The sequence below is a fragment of the Echinicola salinicaeni genome, assembly GCF_014280965.1.
Classification (GTDB): Bacteria; Bacteroidota; Bacteroidia; order Cytophagales; family Cyclobacteriaceae; genus Echinicola; species Echinicola salinicaeni.
Map to the genome: position 1 here is coordinate 764,231 of NZ_JACODZ010000001.1, position 17,374 is coordinate 781,604.

The following is a 17,374-nucleotide window of genomic DNA, read 5'->3' on the forward strand; positions in this document are numbered from 1 at the left end:
AAAGGGGGATTAATTTCCCCCTCTTCTTGAACCTCCTGAGCTTCTGCTCACGCTTCCTGAGCTCCTGGAAGATGATGAGCTGCTTCTTGAAGGTGTATAGCTACTAGAACTTCTAGTTCGAGTAGGTGTTGAATATGAACTTCTAGATCTACTAGGGGTACTACTTCTGTTATAAGAAGGTGAAGAACTCCTGTTATATGAAGGAGAGGAACTTCTAGTTCTGCTGCTAGGAGTAGAATAAGAAGATCTTGATCTACTAGAAGGAGCTACGGAACGATTTGTAGTGCTTCTACGTGGACTATAAGCACTTCTATTGCTTTCGCTACTGCTTGGACGTGTCATCACAGCAGAGTTGGCGGTCCTTCTGCTTGGGTTGGCAGAGGTAATTCTACTTCTACCATTGGTATAATCGTTTTGAGATCTGTTGAAATCCGTCGCAGCTCTTCTGCTACTTGCATCTACTCTATTCACAACGTTTCTTCTTGCATCAGTTCTAGATGCAGCAGGAGATATAGCTCTTCGAGTGTTGGATGTGGTAACGGAACCACCTCTACGGCTACTTGCGGCTCTTACAATTCTTCTGCTTTCATTTGAATAGATATTGTTGATGATAACAGGTCTGCCATAATAACCGCCATAATATCCACCACCATAGGCATAACTTGGTCCCCAGAAAGGATCATAGAATGGACTGTAAAATGGTCTGTATCCCCAAGGCCTTCCAAAACCATAGCCGAATCCAAAACCAAAGGAAAGGTTGAACCCAGGTCTGAAACCAAAGCCAGGTCCCCAAAATGGATCATAGAATCCTCCGAAACCCATACTAGGATAAAGACCAAATGGGCCACCGTAGAAACCTAACGAGCTGTACATCCATGGATTAGAGTTCCATGAACTGGTAGATCCTTTCGGATTACTATAGCCATAAAAATTATTGTAAACATTGACATTACCATCACCACTTCCACTGGTGTTGTTTTCAGCAGGAGCGTCGTCAAAATAAACTATATCATCTGTTACAGTATCATCTTGAACTTGATATTTTGCAATGTATTCAGGATTGACATTTTTAGTAGAAAAACTTTCCTGAGCATATTGGTTTGAATCGTCCACCTCAGCATATTTGCTGAAATTATTAGGTGTATTGTTGGAGACTGCATTTGCTGTTACAACTGCATCGTCTGAAGCCATGAAATACATGTCATCTGATTCTCCATTCATAGCAGTATAACTGCTGCTACATCCAACCATTCCTATAGCGGCAATGAAACCAAGGTATCGATATGCGAAAATTTTGTTCATAATAGTTTAGTTTACAACACTCAACACTATATACGTGCTCATCGGAAGATGGTTATAATTTTTTAATTTATATTTGCTTCCCAAAATAGGAACTAAAGTTAAAGAGTTTTTTCAAAACAACAAATAATACAAATGAGCAAAGGTCTGCCAAAAAGAAGTGAGGATTACTCCCTGTGGTACAATGAACTAGTGAAAAGAGCTGATTTGGCGGAGAACTCCGCTGTGAGAGGTTGTATGGTCATTAAGCCCTATGGTTATTCGATCTGGGAAAAAATGCAACAGCAACTTGACCAGATGTTTAAGGATACTGGCCATAGCAATGCTTATTTTCCGCTCTTTATTCCTAAGTCATACTTATCCAAGGAGGCTAGTCATGTGGAAGGATTTGCCAAGGAATGTGCTGTAGTTACCCATTATAGGCTAAAGAATTCGGAGGACAATAAAAGTGTCATAGTAGATCCGGAGGCTAAGTTGGAGGAAGAGCTTATTGTTCGTCCTACATCTGAGACGGTGATCTGGAGTACTTATAAAAACTGGATACAGTCTTACAGAGATTTGCCTTTGAAGGTAAACCAATGGGCCAATGTGGTGAGATGGGAGATGAGGACTAGATTGTTTCTAAGAACTGCAGAGTTTTTATGGCAGGAGGGACATACAGCTCATGCTACCCGTGAAGAGGCCATTGAGGAAACTGAGCAAATGATGAATGTTTATGCCCAGTTTGCTGAAGAGTATATGGGAGTGCCTGTGGTCAAAGGACTAAAAACAGAAAATGAGCGATTTGCAGGTGCAGAGGAAACCTATTGTATTGAAGCGATGATGCAGGATGGTAAAGCCTTGCAAGCAGGGACGTCTCATTTCCTCGGCCAGAATTTTGCCAAAGCCTTTGATGTGAAATTTGCCACCAAGGAAGGGGGGCTTGAGCATGTCTGGGGAACTTCTTGGGGGGTTAGTACGCGTCTAATGGGCGCTTTGATTATGGCCCATTCAGATGATAAAGGGCTTGTTTTGCCTCCAAAATTGGCTCCGATCCAAGTCGTAATTGTTCCAATATTCAGAAGTGAGGAGGAATTACAGGCTATCGAAGAAAAGGCTCATGAAATCATGGATAAATTGAAGCCACTGGGGATATCAGTGAAGTTTGATCATAGAGATACCCATAAGCCAGGCTGGAAGTTTGCAGAGTATGAATTGAAAGGTGTGCCATTGAGAATAGCTATGGGGCCTAGAGACCTGGCCAATAACACTATTGAAGTGGCAAGAAGGGATACCCTGACCAAAGAAATGATCAATTTAGGTGAAGTGGAGATCGAAAAGTTATTGGTGGAATTATTGGATGATATCCAGGCTAATATTTATCAAAAGGCCCTAGATTTCCGCGAAGAAAAAACTACCAAAGTAGATACTTGGGAGGAATTCCAAGCAGTGTTGGAAGAAAAGGGAGGATTTATTTCTGCCCACTGGGATGGTAGTTCTGAGACGGAAGATAAGATCAAGGAGCTGACAAAAGCTACGATCAGGTGTATTCCATTGGATCAGGTGGAGGAAGAAGGAAAGTGTGTGCTCACAGGAGAGCCGTCAAAGGGTAGGGTGCTTTTTGCGAAGGCCTATTAAATACTGCTTTCAGAAATAAAGCTGCCTCAGAAAGTTCTTCAGGATGCCAATTTTGACTGATGGATGATTTGAGGCAGTTTTGTTTTTTAGGGATTTGATAAAATGATTTCGGACAGTTGTCAAACTTTTATTTTCATTTTATAATCCCAAAAAATCTCTCTATTTTCAACAAATCATTGTGGAATTTTTATGACTTTGGTAATTATTATTAGCCTTCTTTTGATAGGATTAGCATTGGTCCTAGTAGAAGTGATTTTTGTTCCTGGAACAACCCTGGTGGGTGTTTTGGGATTCTTGTTTAGTGGATTAGGTATTTTCTTTACTTTTCAAAATTATGACTCGCAAACTGCATTAATTGTATTGGGGCTTACCATATTGGCTAATGTAGTGGTGGTGTTTTATGGCTTCAAATCTGGTGTTTGGAAACGATTTTCTTTAAAAGATACCATTTCAAGTAGAACCTATGATGATCGATTGGAGGGCTTACAGGTGGGACAAAAGGGAAAGACCATCTCTGATATCAAGCCTTATGGAAAGGCTGAATTTGGAGATAAGATATATGAAGTCAAATCAAATGTGGGCTTTATCTCTGCCGGTGCAGAGGTGGAAATTCACCAACTTGAAAACAACAGAATTATTATAAAACAATAAACTATGGAATTTTCTAATTCAGTACTTATTTTAATAGCAGCCTTTGGAGGGCTGATATTACTGTTTATTTTTCTTTATTTCGTCCCTGTTAATCTTTGGATCACGGCGATTTTTGCCAACGTAAAGGTTGGCATTGGCGAATTGATCGGAATGCGGATTCGTAAGGTGCCGCCAAGTATTATCGTTAATTCTCTGATTACAGCTACCAAAGCAGGTCTTGCCTTGACTACGAATGAATTGGAGACCCATTATTTGGCTGGAGGGAATGTGCCAAATGTGATCCGAGCATTAATATCTGCGGATAAGGCTAATATTAACCTTTCATTTAAGCAGGCTACAGCAATAGACCTTGCTGGTAGGGATGTGTTTGAGGCGGTTCAAATTTCAGTAAACCCAAAAGTGATTAACACTCCAAGTGTGGCAGCTGTTGCGGCTGATGGGATTCAGTTGATTGCCAAAGCAAGGGTGACCGTTAGGGCAAATATTGCTCAGCTAGTAGGTGGTTCTGGAGAGGATACTATTCTAGCAAGGGTAGGAGAGGGAATTGTTACCTCTATAGGTTCTGCCAAGACCCATAAGAGTGTGCTTGAAAATCCAGATAAAATTTCAAAGTTAGTACTGGAAAGAGGCTTGGATGCAGGGACTGCTTTTGAAATCCTTTCCATTGATATTGCTGATATAGATGTAGGGACTAATATTGGTGCGAAGTTACAAATTGATCAAGCTTCAGCAGACCTTAAGGTGGCAGAGGCCAAGGCAGAGGAAAGAAGGGCGATGGCCGTAGCCCTTGAACAGGAAATGAAAGCCCGTAATGTAGAGATGAGAGCCAAAGTAGTAGAGGCGGAAGCAGAAGTGCCAAAGGCCATTTCTGAAGCTTTTAGAAGTGGAAATCTTGGGATAATGGATTATTATAAGATGGAGAATATCAAGTCAGATACAGATATGAGGGATTCCATTGCAAAACCTGAGGAAGGAAAGAAAGGAGATAATAAATCTAAAGGAGAAAAATAATTCCATAAATCGTACTTGAATGATAGTAAAAAGGCGCTGAAATCAATTTCAGCGCCTTTTTAATTATGTGTTATTTATTCCTTTTTTTCTTTTTTTTGCCATTAGTGTCCTCAATAACCGGTGGGATATATATGTCCTCAGCTAATATTTTATTAGTCGCATTGTCGACTAATATAGATTGATAGTAAATTGGTAAGGCCAATTCTCCGTCTTCTTTTAAGATTCCAAATTTTTTATTTCTTTCTACTATAATTCTGTCGTAGCCATCCCTTCTGATAGATTGGAAAGATGGAGTGCTAATTTCATTGCCAAGTGGGTCTATTATTCCAAATAGATTGTCGTCTTCTGTGATATAGTAATGGTCATCGGAAAGCGAGATAGTATTATAATAGTCCTGAAGGAGTATCTTTCCTGTTTTGTCAATTAAATTGGATTTTCCATTTTTCTTTACAATGGCCAAGCCTCTTTTAAATTCGCCAACTTGGTCATATTGATAAGGGATGACAAGTTCTCCAGTACGGTTAATAAATCCCCATTGGTCGCCAGTTTTTATTCCAGCTAAGCCTTCGGAAAATTTGTTGATTTCATCAAACTGAAAAGGGATGACCAAATTCCCACTCCTGTTTACAAAACCAAATTTTTGCTCTTTTACAGCCCCAAATAGGTCTTCATTGGCAGGGTAGATGGCAGTAACTCCCTCCATCGGAACCACTCTCCAAACACCTTTTTGGTCCAGCAGTCCCACTTTTCCATTTTTGAAGTAGACATTGTAGTGCTCTTGATCTTTACGGACAACTTCCTTCATGCCTACTATATCCAATAGGATGCCGTCTTTTTTCATGACCCTTCTTAGCTTCCCATGAATATATTCCAATATCACATCATCTTCCAAGCTGATTTTGTGGTAGCTGCTGTATCGAATATCTGCATCATCTTCCAGGGCCTTTATGAGCATGTATTGGTTTTCATTATAACCATAAAAATATTCTCCTTCTATGTGGTTTAGGCTATCGAGAATTGGCTCAAGGATATATTCCCCCTTTCGGTTGATCATACCGAAACCACTTGGTTCATGTGATATGATTGTTCCATTGGATACAGAAGTTAGATTTTGGTATACTTGCTGTGGATTGGGGGACAGAGGAAGTAAGTAACCTGAAGGGATTTGAGCTATTACCTGTCCATTTTGCGCTATAAAGGCTTCTTGAAAGTTGCCCAAGGTCTGGAAGGTTTGACTGCCAATATCATAATGGAAATAAACATTGCCTTTGTTGGCTAATAATTGGTTATAGTGCAAGTCAATATGGTCATATTCTGGTTTGAGGATTTGTTCCCCATATTCATGATAGGCACCAAACTTTCCTTCGTTGGTAACTATAATCCAAGGGGAGAGGTATTGATAGATTTCAGCACCTTCTAGTTCAATGAAAGGTTCATAGCTGTAATTTAGAAGTTTTAATTTTTTGTCTTTATCGCTTACCCTGATGGATTCACTCAAGAGGAAAATATGGTCATTGTTAATCTTCTGAACCATATTGTATTGCTGATCATATACTTCGTAAATCTGGGATTGACAAAGATTGATACTCATTAAAAACATTGAAATGACCAAGGCCCATTTCCCGAAAATGTTCATAGATACTTGCTTGTTAATATAGAATTCCTAAAAGTATTAGGAATGTGTGTATTTTCAAAAAATGTTTATTTGTGTGGTAAAAAAATCATGAAATAGGTGAATACGCTGGAGGTATTTTTAACCTTTTCAAAGGGAATTAATGCAACTGAGGAAGTGTTTATGAGTGCTTGGTATTTACCTTTTCAAGATCAAACAAATCGGAGATGATGTCAATCATCTCTTCAGCTTGGTCTTTTTTACATGCTGCTCTTAATTGTACCACCGGAACTTTGATTACTTTTTGCATCATGCTCTTGGTGATCTTGTCGATGATGGCATATTCTTTTTCACTCGCATTTTTCAAGTATCGTTCGAGTTCTTCTTTTCTGATTTGCTCAAGCGCATTTTTGAGCTTATTGATGGTTGGGGAAACCATCATTTCTTTTTTCCAGTCGTAGAATTCTTCAATACTTTGTTCAATTATATTTTCCACTTGAGGAACGGACGCTAAGCGTTTTTCAAGCGCTGCAGTGGCCTTGCTTTGGATATTGTCTACATTATAAAGCAATACGCCAGGAACATCCTCAATTGTCGTCTCAATGCTTCTTGGTACTGAAAGATCAACAAATAATTTATAGCTCTTGATGTCTAATTTTTTTGCCAGCTCCTTAGTGATGAAAGGATCTTTTGTGGAAATGGATGATACGATTACATCAGCAGACTCCATGGCTTCGTAGACTTTTTCAAATGGAATGACATTAAAGCCTAATTCTGCCCCCATATTCTGGGCTTTTTCGAATGTGCGGTTGGTTAAGGTTACTTCAGCTTCAGGAAGGTAAACCATGTTTTTGGCTACATCCTCACCAATTTCCCCTAAACCCATTAATAGAATTCTAGGGTTTCTAGTATTAGAAGTGAGTTCTTCTATTAGCTCTACAGCAGCATAAGAGACCGATGCTGCCCCATCACGGAAAGCGGTTTCCTGAACTACCCTTTTGTTGGTGAAAAAGATCGTGTGCATCAAACGGTGTAAAAATGGGCCGGCCATTTCTTCATCTGCAGCTGCTTGATAGGCCCTCTTTACCTGATTGGAAATCTGCATGTCTCCTACTACCTGAGCTTCAAGTCCCATAGACACCTTAAACAGATGTTCAATGGCCTTTTTATCATCATTGATGATTTTGAAGAATTCAAGATAAGAGACCACGTCGTGAACACACTTTTCTGAACCGATCAATTTTATGATTTCTACACTTAAGTCCAGTTCATGCGCATAATACACTTCTGTCCTGTTACAGGTAGATAAGATAAGGGTGTCTTTCACATTGAAGAACTCCTTTAATTTTATCAGAAGTGATTGTATCGCCGTATTGTCTAAAGCAATTATTTCCCTGATTTCTACAGGTGCATTTTTGTATGATAGACTTATGGCTCTAAACTTATGCTGCATTATATAAGTGTTATTAAACTGCAAATTTACTTATAGAATAGGAATGAAATGAATTATTTTGCCTTCCTCTGTGTAATTTAAAATCTGTCTAAATAATAAGTTGGCCATTTTTGTTCCTAATCCAATGCAATAATGCTAAATCTTTGAAAATAATTCCAATACATTTATATTATAGGTGATAGTCAAAACCTATCATTACTACAATTTATTGTTTTATAGGAGAATATCTATTCATTTTAATGTCATTTTTATGAAGAAGCGAATTTTTTATTTTCTGAAAAATTATTTAGGCTTTACGAAAAGGGAATCAAGAGGGTTTTTACTGGTTGTGCCTGTGTTGTTTCTGCTTGCTTGGATTCCCAAGGGGCTTGAGTGGTATTGGGCCCGTGATGCTGATAAAAAATATGAAAAATACATGAACATGGTAGCGGCCAAAATAGGGACGGCTGATGACGAGGACATTCTTTTGGAAGAAGGTCAGGTAAGTACCGATGTAACTTCCTCTATCGTTTTTGAATCCGACACAGCTAGATGGGAAAAGCCTAAGTCGGAGCATGAATTAATCAATAAAATTGATTTCTCGGAAGCAGATTCTTCATTGCTTCAGATTGTTCCAGGTATAGGAAAAACCTTGGCGGCAAGAATTGTTAAGTACAGAGAACAGCTAGGAGGAATGTATGCAAAGTCTCAGCTTTTAGAGGTTTATGGCTTAAAAGAGGAGGTAGCCAAGGGGATTTTTGAGTATTTCGTTTTTAATCCTGAAGTGACGAGTAAGATTGATATCAACCAAGTTTCAGTTAATGAGTTGGCAGGACATCCGTATGTGAAATATGGAGAGGCAAAGGTGATTATAGCCTATCGCGAGCAACATGGTGATTACCAGTCCTTGGATGATGTGTTGGATATTAAAATTTTTACCAAGGACTGGCTGGACAGGCTTAGGCCTTATTTGACTCTTTCAGAATAAAAGAACTGATCAATAAACTTTCTCTCCTCCAATATAGGTGGCCTTTACTTTCAGGTTTCTTAATGCTGTTTCAGGTGCGGTCATTAAATCTCTTTCAAGTACAACAAAATCTGCCAGTTTTCCCTTTTGAATACTCCCCTTTAAGTTTTCTTCAAAATTGGCATAAGCGGCCCAAATAGTCATGCCTCTTAAGGCATCCTCCCTGCTTAATTTGTTTTCTGCTTGGAATCCATTTTCCGGCCAATTATTAGCGTCTTGCCTAGCCACAGCTGCATGGAAGCCGAAAAGTGGATTGATGCTTTCTACTGGAAAATCACTGCCCAGTGCAATTTTGCCGTTTTGCTCTAGAAGGTCCTTGAAAATATAGGCCGTTTTTATTCTATTCGGTCCTAACCTGTCTTCTGCCCAATACATGTCAGAAGTGGCATGAGTAGGTTGTACCGATGGGATAATATTGTATTTCGCGAATTTAATAAGATCCTCAGGGCTGATCACTTGGGCATGTTCAATTCGCCACCTGAGGTCATTTTTTCCCTTCAGCACTTTTGCGTAGATATCCAATAAGGTTCTGTTGGCAGAATCTCCTATGCAATGGGTATTCATTTGGAATCCATGCTCATAAAGTTCTTCAGCAGTGCTTAAAAAGTTGTCATAGGTATTCAGCAAAAAGCCAATTTCCTCAGGCCTGTCATGATAGGGAGCCAAAAGAGCAGCTCCTCTTGATCCAAGTGCGCCATCTCCATAGATCTTAAAACTTCTAATGGTTATAGATTCGTTTTGATAGGGGCCTCTTTCGAAATAGTAAGCTTTATTCTCTTTTGTGGGGTTGATCATGGCATAAATTCTCATTTTAAGTTGCCCCGAATTTTGCATGGATTCCATTAAATCAATGGTTTCTTTGTCTATTCCAGCATCGACTACTGAAGTAAGGCCTACTTCAAAACAGTTCTTCTGGGCATCTAATAATGCTTGACGTGATTCTGCTTCACTAATGGCAGGGATTTTAGCACTAACCATTTCAATGGCATTGTCCACTAGAAGCCCCGTGGCCTTTCCGTTGTTTATGATTACCTTTCCTCCTAGGATTTGCTTGTTTGCATCGATACCTCCCATGTCCAAAGCTTTTTGATTGGCAAGTGCGGCATGTCCATCTATTCTCGTTAATAAGACAGGAGTGTTCGGAAAGGCTTTGTCAAGTGCAGATTTATTGGGGAAGATTTTTTCTTTCCATTGGTTTTGATCCCATCCTCTTCCTAGAATCCAAGCTTGGTTGGGATGGCTTTTTCTGTGTTCCTTTACCCTGTTGAACATTTCTTCTGGGGATTTTACACCGACGAGATTAACTACCTTTAGACTGGTTCCATATCGGTAGAAATGGGCATGGGCATCTATAAAACCGGGATAAATGAATTTTCCGTTGAGGTCATAGACTTTAGGAGCCTCATATCTTTCTAATACTTCATTATTGCTACCTAAATCCAGAAATTTTCCGTCTGAAATAGCCAAGGCTTCGACTTTTTCAAAATCCTGATCAACTGTATAAATGACCGCATTATGGATGATAAGGTCTACCTTTTGTTTTTCTTGGCATGCAAAAAGTAGAAAACAAAGGCTAGCCAATAAATATTTTAATTTAGATAAATTCATTTTTTGTTAGGATAGTTTTATTTCCATTTTGAAGCAGTGATATTTGCAGCATGACAGCAGCTGATTACCCCTTTTTGAATAAACCACTAAATTTGCCTACAACTGACTTTCAATTTTCCTCCGAAAATGGGAAGTTATGTATTTTTGATTCTTTAAGAAAGAAATATTTGGTTTTGACTCCTGAGGAATGGGTGAGACAACATATCGTTTTTTATTTAGTCGCTTATAAGAAATACCCTAAAAGTTTGTTTTCCCTTGAGAAGGGGCTTAAGTATAATAAGCTTAATAAGCGTTTTGATATTTTGGTGCTTAATAGGGAAGGGAAACCGTTTTTCTTGGTTGAATGCAAAGCACCAGAAGTGAAGTTAAACCAAAATGTGGTAGAACAGGTATGTGTGTACAATAAGACTATTGGGGCAGAGTTTATGGCCATTAGTAATGGGATACAACATATTTGCCTTCAGTATAACCGGGATATGGAATCTTATAAACAAATACAAGAATTTCCTGCATTTGTTTAATTAAGCTTAAGTTGTTTCATTCTGAATTAACATGATTTCTTTTTCTCCATTGGGGGATTTTGATGTTCTATTATTGACTTAATAATAATTGGGGGCATCTGTGAGATTTGTTTTTATTTGATTATTATTAAAAACAATAAAACGAAAATTTTTAATAAATATATTGAAAGATAATTTTAATCATATTCCTTTTTGTTGTAAATTGTGCCATAACTCCTTTCGATATGTTTGTTTTTTGAAAGCGTTAAATGTTACAAGCAAGTTTTTTAGGATTTCCTAATAGGATTTTCTGAAAATGAGGAGCGAACAAATTTCTTTATGCGGTTAATTGGTATTAAAAAAATCCCTGAATATTTCAGGGATTTTTTTTGCCCGGGTATTTTTGTCTTTTAATGTTTGAAGACTTGAGAAATAGACTTTGTTCTTTCTTAATTTTGTAGAGTAATGCTGTCTTCTATGATGCTGGTAGGTGTTAAATAAATGAATTTTTTAGGGCTAAGTAATTGGATAAGAAATGGAGAAAAAACTATATATAGATCAAATGGGGAGACAGGTAGAGCTCGATAAGATACCAAAGCGCATAGTTTCTTTGGTTCCTTCCCAGACAGAATTGCTGATCGATTTAGGCTTAATAGATCGGCTGGTCGGCATTACCAAATTTTGTATTCATCCTAAAGGGCTAAAGACAGAGAAGACGGTTATTGGAGGGACTAAGAATTTTAGGTTTGATGTTATCCGATCTTTGGAACCCGATTTAATCATTGGAAATAAAGAAGAAAACTATAAAGAAGGTATTGAAATTTTAGCGCAGGAGTTTCCAGTGTGGATGAGTGATATTTATGCATTAGAAGATGCATTTAACATGATGTCTGGTATTGGGGAAATTACTTCCACTGCAGTTGAAGCAAAAAAACTGATTGGAAAAATCAAAGCTTCTTGGTTGAATGACATTAGGCCTTTAGGTACTGCTTTGTACCTAATTTGGCAGGAGCCACTGATAGGGGTGGGGAGAAAGACCTTTATCAATGATATGTTGAAAATGCATGGGTTTAAAAATGTATTGAAAAGTGATAGGTATCCAAGTCTACAAACGCAGGATATTGAAGAGCTAGATCCGGATTTTATCTTCCTTAGTTCTGAACCTTATCCTTTTAAGGAAAAGCACTTGGATGTTTTCAGAAAGCAATTTCCTAGCGCTAAAGTAGTTTTGGTTGATGGGGAAATCTGCTCTTGGTATGGTAGTCGTTTGCTATATGCCCCCGCTTATTTTGCGTCATTGATAAACCGATTGGCTTAATTTTTCAAATCTAAAATTTCCCCAATCTGATTGGTCTTTTTCATTATTTTACGCAGGTCTTCAAATTGTTCATAAGCCAAATGATCCCTGAATTCTGTTAGGTTTCTTATATAGCCATTAAGGGCTTCTAGCACATTGTCTTTATTTTCCTGTAAAATGGGGGCCCACATGTCAGGAGAGCTTTTGGCCAGTCTTACTGTGGAAGCAAATCCACTTCCTGCCATATCTAGGATATTTTTATCATCCTGCATTTTATCAAGCACGGTTTTTCCCAGCATGAAAGAACTGATATGGGAAAGATGTGAAACAAATGCTAATTGATTGTCATGGTCGTGGGCTTCCATGAACCTGATCTTCATGTTGAGGGCTTCAAATGTCGTGTATGCTTTGGCTTTGAGGTGAATATCTGTTTTTTCCATCTCGCAGAGAATCATGATTTTCTCTTTTAGTAAATCTGGAAAAGCAGCCTTGGGACCTGAGTACTCTGTGCCTGCAATAGGGTGGGCAGCGAGGAAGTTTTTTCTGTTGGGATGGTCGGCCAGGCCAGCGCAGATGTTTTCTTTTGTTGAACCAAAATCCATTACCAGGGTTTGTTCACTGACCTTGTCCAATAAATCTTCTAGAACAGGAATGATTGTATGTACCGGTATGGCCACTACCACAATGTCAGTATCCCGGTCAGGAGTTGTTTTTGCTTCATCAATAATTCCTAATTGGAGTGCTTGCTCTAGGTGAGTTTGATTATGGTCCATACCCGTAATAGTCAGGTTAGGTAGCGCTGCTCTTAATCCCAATGAAAAAGAGCCGCCCAAAAGGCCAAGGCCTATTATGTGTATTTTCCTCATGATGATTAGTTTATTTGGTCCAAGCGCTATTTATTCTCTCAAATGCTTTTTGAATAATGTCTTCTGGCACGCAAAGTGAAAACCTGATATATCCATTGCCATTGCTGCCAAAGATGTCTCCGGGAGTAATGAATATTTCATTTTCGTAGAGTAATTTATCTACCAAGGCGTGTGGGTCTGATTTATCTGCAAGCTTTGCCCATACGAACATGCCAGAGCTTTTTTTGTCACATACGGCACCGATTCTTTCTGCCAGTTTCCATATCAATTCCCTTCTTTTTTGGTAGATGTTGTTCATCTGTTCAAACCAGGAATTGTCTAGGCTTAATGCGGCAATGGCCCCTTGTTGGATGCCTAAGAACATGCCAGAGTCCATATTACTTTTCACCTTTAAGACTTCTTTTATAAAATGGCTGTCTCCACATAGCATTCCCACTCTCCAGCCTGGCATATTAAAGGTTTTGCTCAATGAGTTTAATTCCAAGGCGATTTCCTTTGCTCCCTCAATGCTTAAAATACTGAGGTGTTCCTCCGTTAATATAAAGCTGTATGGATTGTCGTTAACCAAAAGGATTTGGTGCTTTATTGCAAAGTCAACCAGTTTTTTTAATGTTGCTTTTGTGGCATTGGCGCCCGTGGGCATATGGGGATAATTGATCCACATCAATTTAATTCCTTGGCTAGCGAATTCCTCCAGCTGAATCATATCAGGTAACCAGTGGCTTTCTCCCTTGAGATCATAATATATAGCTTCCGCCCCCACCAATTCTGTTACAGAAGTATAGGTAGGGTAGCCTGGGTTTGGGATAAGCACCTTGTCACCGGGATTCAGGTAAGCCATGGAAATGTGCATGATGGCTTCTTTGGATCCCATCATGGGTAGAATTTCATGGGCAGGATCAAGGCTGACCCCATAGTGATTTTGATAAAAAGCTGCAATGCTCTCTCTGAGGGCTGGAATTCCCTGATAGCTCTGGTAGCCATGGGAGCTGTTCAACTTACTGGTGTTATTTAATGCTTCTATTACTGAAGGATGTGGAGGAAGGTCAGGACTTCCTATTCCCATATTGATAATGTCATGACCTTCTGATTTTAACCTGGCCACTTCTCTTAATTTTTTGGAAAAATAATATTCCTTGACCTTGTTCAGGCGATTGGCTGCTTGGATCATGTTTAGGCAATTTTGGTGTTTTTGTACTCTCCCATGATTTTTATCTGATGACCTGCGCCTTGGATTTGCTGCATGGCCGATTGATAATCGGAAAGTTCCTCAAAAATTAAATCTATGAAGAAGGCATAATGCCATGGCTTATCAATAACTGGCAGGGATTGGATTTTTGTAAGGTCAAGATTGTTTTCGCTCATGATGTTGAGTACTTTGGCCAAGCTCCCCTTTTCATTTTGAATGATCAATTTAAGAGAAACTTTGTCAAATCCTTCTTCTGGAACCTGTTCCTTTTCCTTGGAGACTATGCAAAAACGTGTAATATTGTTTTTGATGGTTTGAATGTCAGAGGCCAAAATGTCCAGCTCATAAAATTCAGCAGCCGATTTACCGGCAATAGCCGCTACTCCTTTCAGCTGTTCTTCATGGATGGTCTTGGCTACTGAGGCAGTATCCAAATCTTCTACCAACTGAATATGTGGGTATTTTTCAAAGAAGGCTTTACACTGTAATAAGGCCATTGGATGGGAGCGAACTTCTCGGATTTCTTGGATGCCCTGTCCCGGCCATGCCATTAACTGATGGGAAATAGGTAGGTAAAACTCTCCGGTGATCCTAAGGTTGTTACGGTCCATAAGGTCATAATTCGGGAGGATGGCTCCTGCGATGGAGTTTTCCAATGCTAATACACCGATGGAGGCTTCCTCAGTGGTGATTTTCCTGACCAGTTCCGCGAAGGTCAGGCATTCCAGTATTTCTGCCTCTGGTCCAAAAGTAGTACGGGCCACCTGATAATGGTATGAACCTTTGATTCCTTGTATGGCTACTTTTTCTTGGGTTGCTTTCAATTTAGTAGTTGTTGTGGATTAGGCGGTGAACCGCTAATTTTTTTGTTGTGAAATTAGATGAAGGATGCCAGAAAGTCAAAAACAATCGATGTCTTTATTCCATAAAAAATGACATGAAAGAAAACTGCCTGACTTTTTAAGGTCAGGCAGCAATCAGTTTTATATGGTTTCCAGTCCGGCCAATTGGCAATGTTTCCAAAAGCTTGGGTAAGATTTGTTGACTACTTCCTTGTCATCGAAGCAAACCTTGGTTTTAGTAGCCAAAGGCATAAAGGCCATGGCCATGCGATGGTCATCGTAGGTGCTGATGTTGACTTCGGCAGGAATACCAGTGGAAGGAATAAGTGTGAATACCTCATTATCTCCTTCTACCAATTTGGCGTTGAATTTAGCCAGTTCCTGTTGTAGTGCAAAAATACGGTCTGTTTCCTTGATTCTTAGGCTTTCCAATCCGGTGAATTCACTTGTCTGTCCAATTAATGCGCAGGTTACAGCCACCGTTTGAGCTAAGTCAGGACAGTGGGTGAAATCAAAACTTTCTAAGCCACTTACTGCTTTCTTCGTCAATTGTATACCCTCTTCGTTAAATTCACTGTTGACTCCAAGGTGATCCATGATCTCCACTATTTTCGAGTCTCCTTGCAAGCTGTCCTTTTTAAGGCCTTTTAGGAAGAATTGTCCCTCTTCGGCACAGGCCAAAAGGCTGAACCAATAACTTGCTCCTGACCAATCACTTTCTACAGCAAAGTTGGTATTTTGGTAATCTTGGTGAGCAACTTTTATAATGTTTTCTTCGAAACTATATTGGATACCAAATTGCTCCATAAGTTTCAGGGTCATTTCTATATATGTTCTGGACCCTATTTTTCCTGTTAACTCTAAAGTTAAGCCATCAGGCAGGAGAGGAGCGTTCATGACTAATGCAGATATGTATTGGCTACTTACATCTCCTCTGATTTTGATGTGGTTGGTCAACTGTTTGGAGAAGCCTTTGGTTTCCATTGGAGGGTAGCCTTCTTTGCCCTTGTATTCTATCTCTGCTCCAAGGCTTCTCAATGCATCCACCAAAATGCCTATGGGACGCTCGCACATCCTAGGAGTACCGGTCAAAATTTTGTTTCTATTGGTAAGAGCAGCATAAGCCGTCAAGAATCTCATGGTAGTCCCTGCATCCAAGACATCCAGAGTTTCCGGATCCTCTTCCAATAATCGGATCATTGTTTGGGTGTCTCTGGCTTCGGCGAGGTTGGAAATATGATTGCCTCCCTTAGTCAAGGCATCAATAATCAAAACCCTGTTGCTTTCACTTTTTGAAGATGGCAATGGGATGTTTACTTCTCCAAAGCTGGCTTTGGTGCTTAGTGTGATTTTGTTCATGGGTGTTGTGAATTGTAAAAATTCAAGGAAGAGATGATGTCCTCAAGGCTCACTGCAATATTATAATCACATTCACCTATTTTGTTTAGCAAGGAACAGTTAATGGTTTTTCCATCATTTTTTTTATCCTGGAAGCATAGTTGCGCAATGGTATCAAGGTCTTCACTAGGGATTTCCACTTTGCCAAAAACCTTAATCAATGTTTCGGTAATGGTGTCCAAGTCTTCCTTGGGTAATCTGATGTGTTTATGAGAAAGGTATGCTTCGGCAATCATACCGATGGCAATGGCTTCTCCGTGCAGCAGGTGTCTTTCAGTATCCAGGTAAAATGACTCTACTGCATGTCCCACGGTATGACCAAAATTGAGGATTTTCCTTAAGCCTTCTTCCTTCGGGTCCTTGGTGACTACTTCTTTTTTAATTTGTACGGACTTTTCTATGATGTCCTTCCAGCTTTGGTTTTCCCAGTTGTCAATTTTCAGACTATTGAAATAATTGGCGTTTTGGATCAAACCGTGCTTGATGACTTCTGCATAACCAGATCTTAATTCTGGTAAGGGCAGTGTTTTCAAGAACATGTCTGAGATGATTACAGCCTCAGGTTCGTTAAAAACTCCGATATGGTTTTTGAAGCCATTAAAGTCCACTCCAAGTTTTCCGCCAACGCTGGCGTCCACCTGAGAAAGAAGAGAGGTGGGGATATTGATGAATTTTACACCACGCTTATAGGTGCTGGCGCAAAATCCACCCATATCTCCAGTTACTCCACCTCCTAAATTGATGATCAGTGATTTTCTGTCAAACCCACAATCAGTCATCCATTGCCATATTTCGGTGCATGTGGTCAATGTTTTGTTGACTTCTCCTGCTTTGAATTGGAAATGCTCATGTTCAGGGAGGATTTCCTGGATAAGTGGATAACAGGCTTGAAAGGTATTGCTATCAGCTATTAGGCCTAGTTTGGAAAAACTCTTCGTTTTTAGGTACCGCTCTAGGTCTGCAGCAATTTGAGTAGAGAAAATTATTGATTCCAAGGGATTGATACTTTATATATAAATAATTTT

Annotated in this window: 15 protein-coding genes; 6 read left to right on the forward strand and 9 right to left on the reverse strand. The window is 39.4% G+C overall.

The window, feature by feature from the left end; all coding sequences use genetic code 11:
- Positions 1-9 precede the first annotated feature (9 nt).
- Positions 10-1,302, reverse strand: a complete 1,293-nt coding sequence (locus H7U17_RS03220; protein WP_186754747.1) for a hypothetical protein — start codon at positions 1,300-1,302, stop codon at positions 10-12.
- Positions 1,303-1,434: 132 nt separating this feature from the next.
- Here H7U17_RS03220 and proS point away from each other — a divergent pair, with 132 nt between their 5' ends.
- From proS to floA, 3 genes are all read left to right on the forward strand, one after another.
- The gene (gene proS, locus H7U17_RS03225) at positions 1,435-2,916 is read left to right on the forward strand and encodes a proline--tRNA ligase (protein WP_186754748.1); all 1,482 of its coding nucleotides are present in this window, start codon (positions 1,435-1,437) and stop codon (positions 2,914-2,916) included.
- 189 nt (positions 2,917-3,105) lie between these two features.
- Positions 3,106-3,567, forward strand: a complete 462-nt coding sequence (locus H7U17_RS03230; RefSeq protein ID WP_186754749.1) for an NfeD family protein — start codon at positions 3,106-3,108, stop codon at positions 3,565-3,567.
- Between the two features lie 3 nt (positions 3,568-3,570).
- Positions 3,571-4,578, forward strand: coding sequence for a flotillin-like protein FloA (floA, locus tag H7U17_RS03235; protein WP_186754750.1), 1,008 nt, complete (start codon positions 3,571-3,573; stop codon positions 4,576-4,578).
- Between the two features lie 70 nt (positions 4,579-4,648).
- Here floA and H7U17_RS03240 read toward each other — a convergent pair whose 3' ends face one another.
- Complete coding sequence (locus H7U17_RS03240) at positions 4,649-6,214, reverse strand: WG repeat-containing protein (RefSeq protein ID WP_186754751.1); 1,566 nt, start codon at positions 6,212-6,214, stop codon at positions 4,649-4,651.
- A 157-nt stretch (positions 6,215-6,371) separates the two neighbouring features.
- Entirely contained in the window at positions 6,372-7,643 is a 1,272-nt protein-coding gene (hemA, locus tag H7U17_RS03245; RefSeq protein ID WP_186754752.1) for a glutamyl-tRNA reductase, read from the reverse strand.
- 250 nt (positions 7,644-7,893) lie between these two features.
- Here hemA and H7U17_RS03250 point away from each other — a divergent pair, with 250 nt between their 5' ends.
- Positions 7,894-8,610 carry a ComEA family DNA-binding protein gene (locus H7U17_RS03250; protein WP_186754753.1) on the forward strand — a complete coding sequence of 239 codons (717 nt, stop codon included), beginning with the start codon at positions 7,894-7,896 and terminating at the stop codon, positions 8,608-8,610.
- A 9-nt stretch (positions 8,611-8,619) separates the two neighbouring features.
- On the opposite strand, the gene H7U17_RS03255 is transcribed toward H7U17_RS03250, so the two are convergent.
- Entirely contained in the window at positions 8,620-10,257 is a 1,638-nt protein-coding gene (locus tag H7U17_RS03255; RefSeq protein ID WP_186754755.1) for an amidohydrolase, read from the reverse strand.
- Positions 10,258-10,349: 92 nt separating this feature from the next.
- Between H7U17_RS03255 and H7U17_RS03260 the strand changes: the two genes are divergently transcribed.
- Positions 10,350-10,778 carry a type I restriction enzyme HsdR N-terminal domain-containing protein gene (locus H7U17_RS03260; protein WP_394353710.1) on the forward strand — a complete coding sequence of 143 codons (429 nt, stop codon included), beginning with the start codon at positions 10,350-10,352 and terminating at the stop codon, positions 10,776-10,778.
- A gap of 514 nt (positions 10,779-11,292) precedes the next feature.
- Positions 11,293-12,075 carry an ABC transporter substrate-binding protein gene (locus H7U17_RS03265; RefSeq protein WP_186754759.1) on the forward strand — a complete coding sequence of 261 codons (783 nt, stop codon included), beginning with the start codon at positions 11,293-11,295 and terminating at the stop codon, positions 12,073-12,075.
- Here the strand turns inward: H7U17_RS03265 and H7U17_RS03270 are convergent.
- From H7U17_RS03270 to aroB, 5 genes are all read right to left on the reverse strand, one after another.
- Positions 12,072-12,920, reverse strand: coding sequence for a prephenate dehydrogenase (locus H7U17_RS03270; protein WP_186754761.1), 849 nt, complete (start codon positions 12,918-12,920; stop codon positions 12,072-12,074). The two genes, H7U17_RS03265 and H7U17_RS03270, sit on opposite strands and share 4 nt — an antisense overlap.
- A gap of 10 nt (positions 12,921-12,930) precedes the next feature.
- Positions 12,931-14,091 (reverse strand): pyridoxal phosphate-dependent aminotransferase, encoded by a 1,161-nt coding sequence (locus tag H7U17_RS03275; protein WP_186754763.1) that lies wholly within the window; start codon positions 14,089-14,091, stop codon positions 12,931-12,933.
- 2 nt (positions 14,092-14,093) lie between these two features.
- Complete coding sequence (locus tag H7U17_RS03280; RefSeq protein ID WP_186754765.1) at positions 14,094-14,933, reverse strand: prephenate dehydratase; 840 nt, start codon at positions 14,931-14,933, stop codon at positions 14,094-14,096.
- Positions 14,934-15,092: 159 nt separating this feature from the next.
- Positions 15,093-16,310: a 3-phosphoshikimate 1-carboxyvinyltransferase gene (locus H7U17_RS03285; protein ID WP_186754767.1), complete on the reverse strand. Its 1,218-nt coding sequence runs from the start codon at positions 16,308-16,310 to the stop codon at positions 15,093-15,095.
- Positions 16,307-17,344 (reverse strand): 3-dehydroquinate synthase, encoded by a 1,038-nt coding sequence (gene aroB, locus H7U17_RS03290; protein ID WP_186754769.1) that lies wholly within the window; start codon positions 17,342-17,344, stop codon positions 16,307-16,309. The genes H7U17_RS03285 and aroB overlap by 4 nt, the downstream gene beginning before the upstream one ends.
- Positions 17,345-17,374 lie beyond the last annotated feature (30 nt).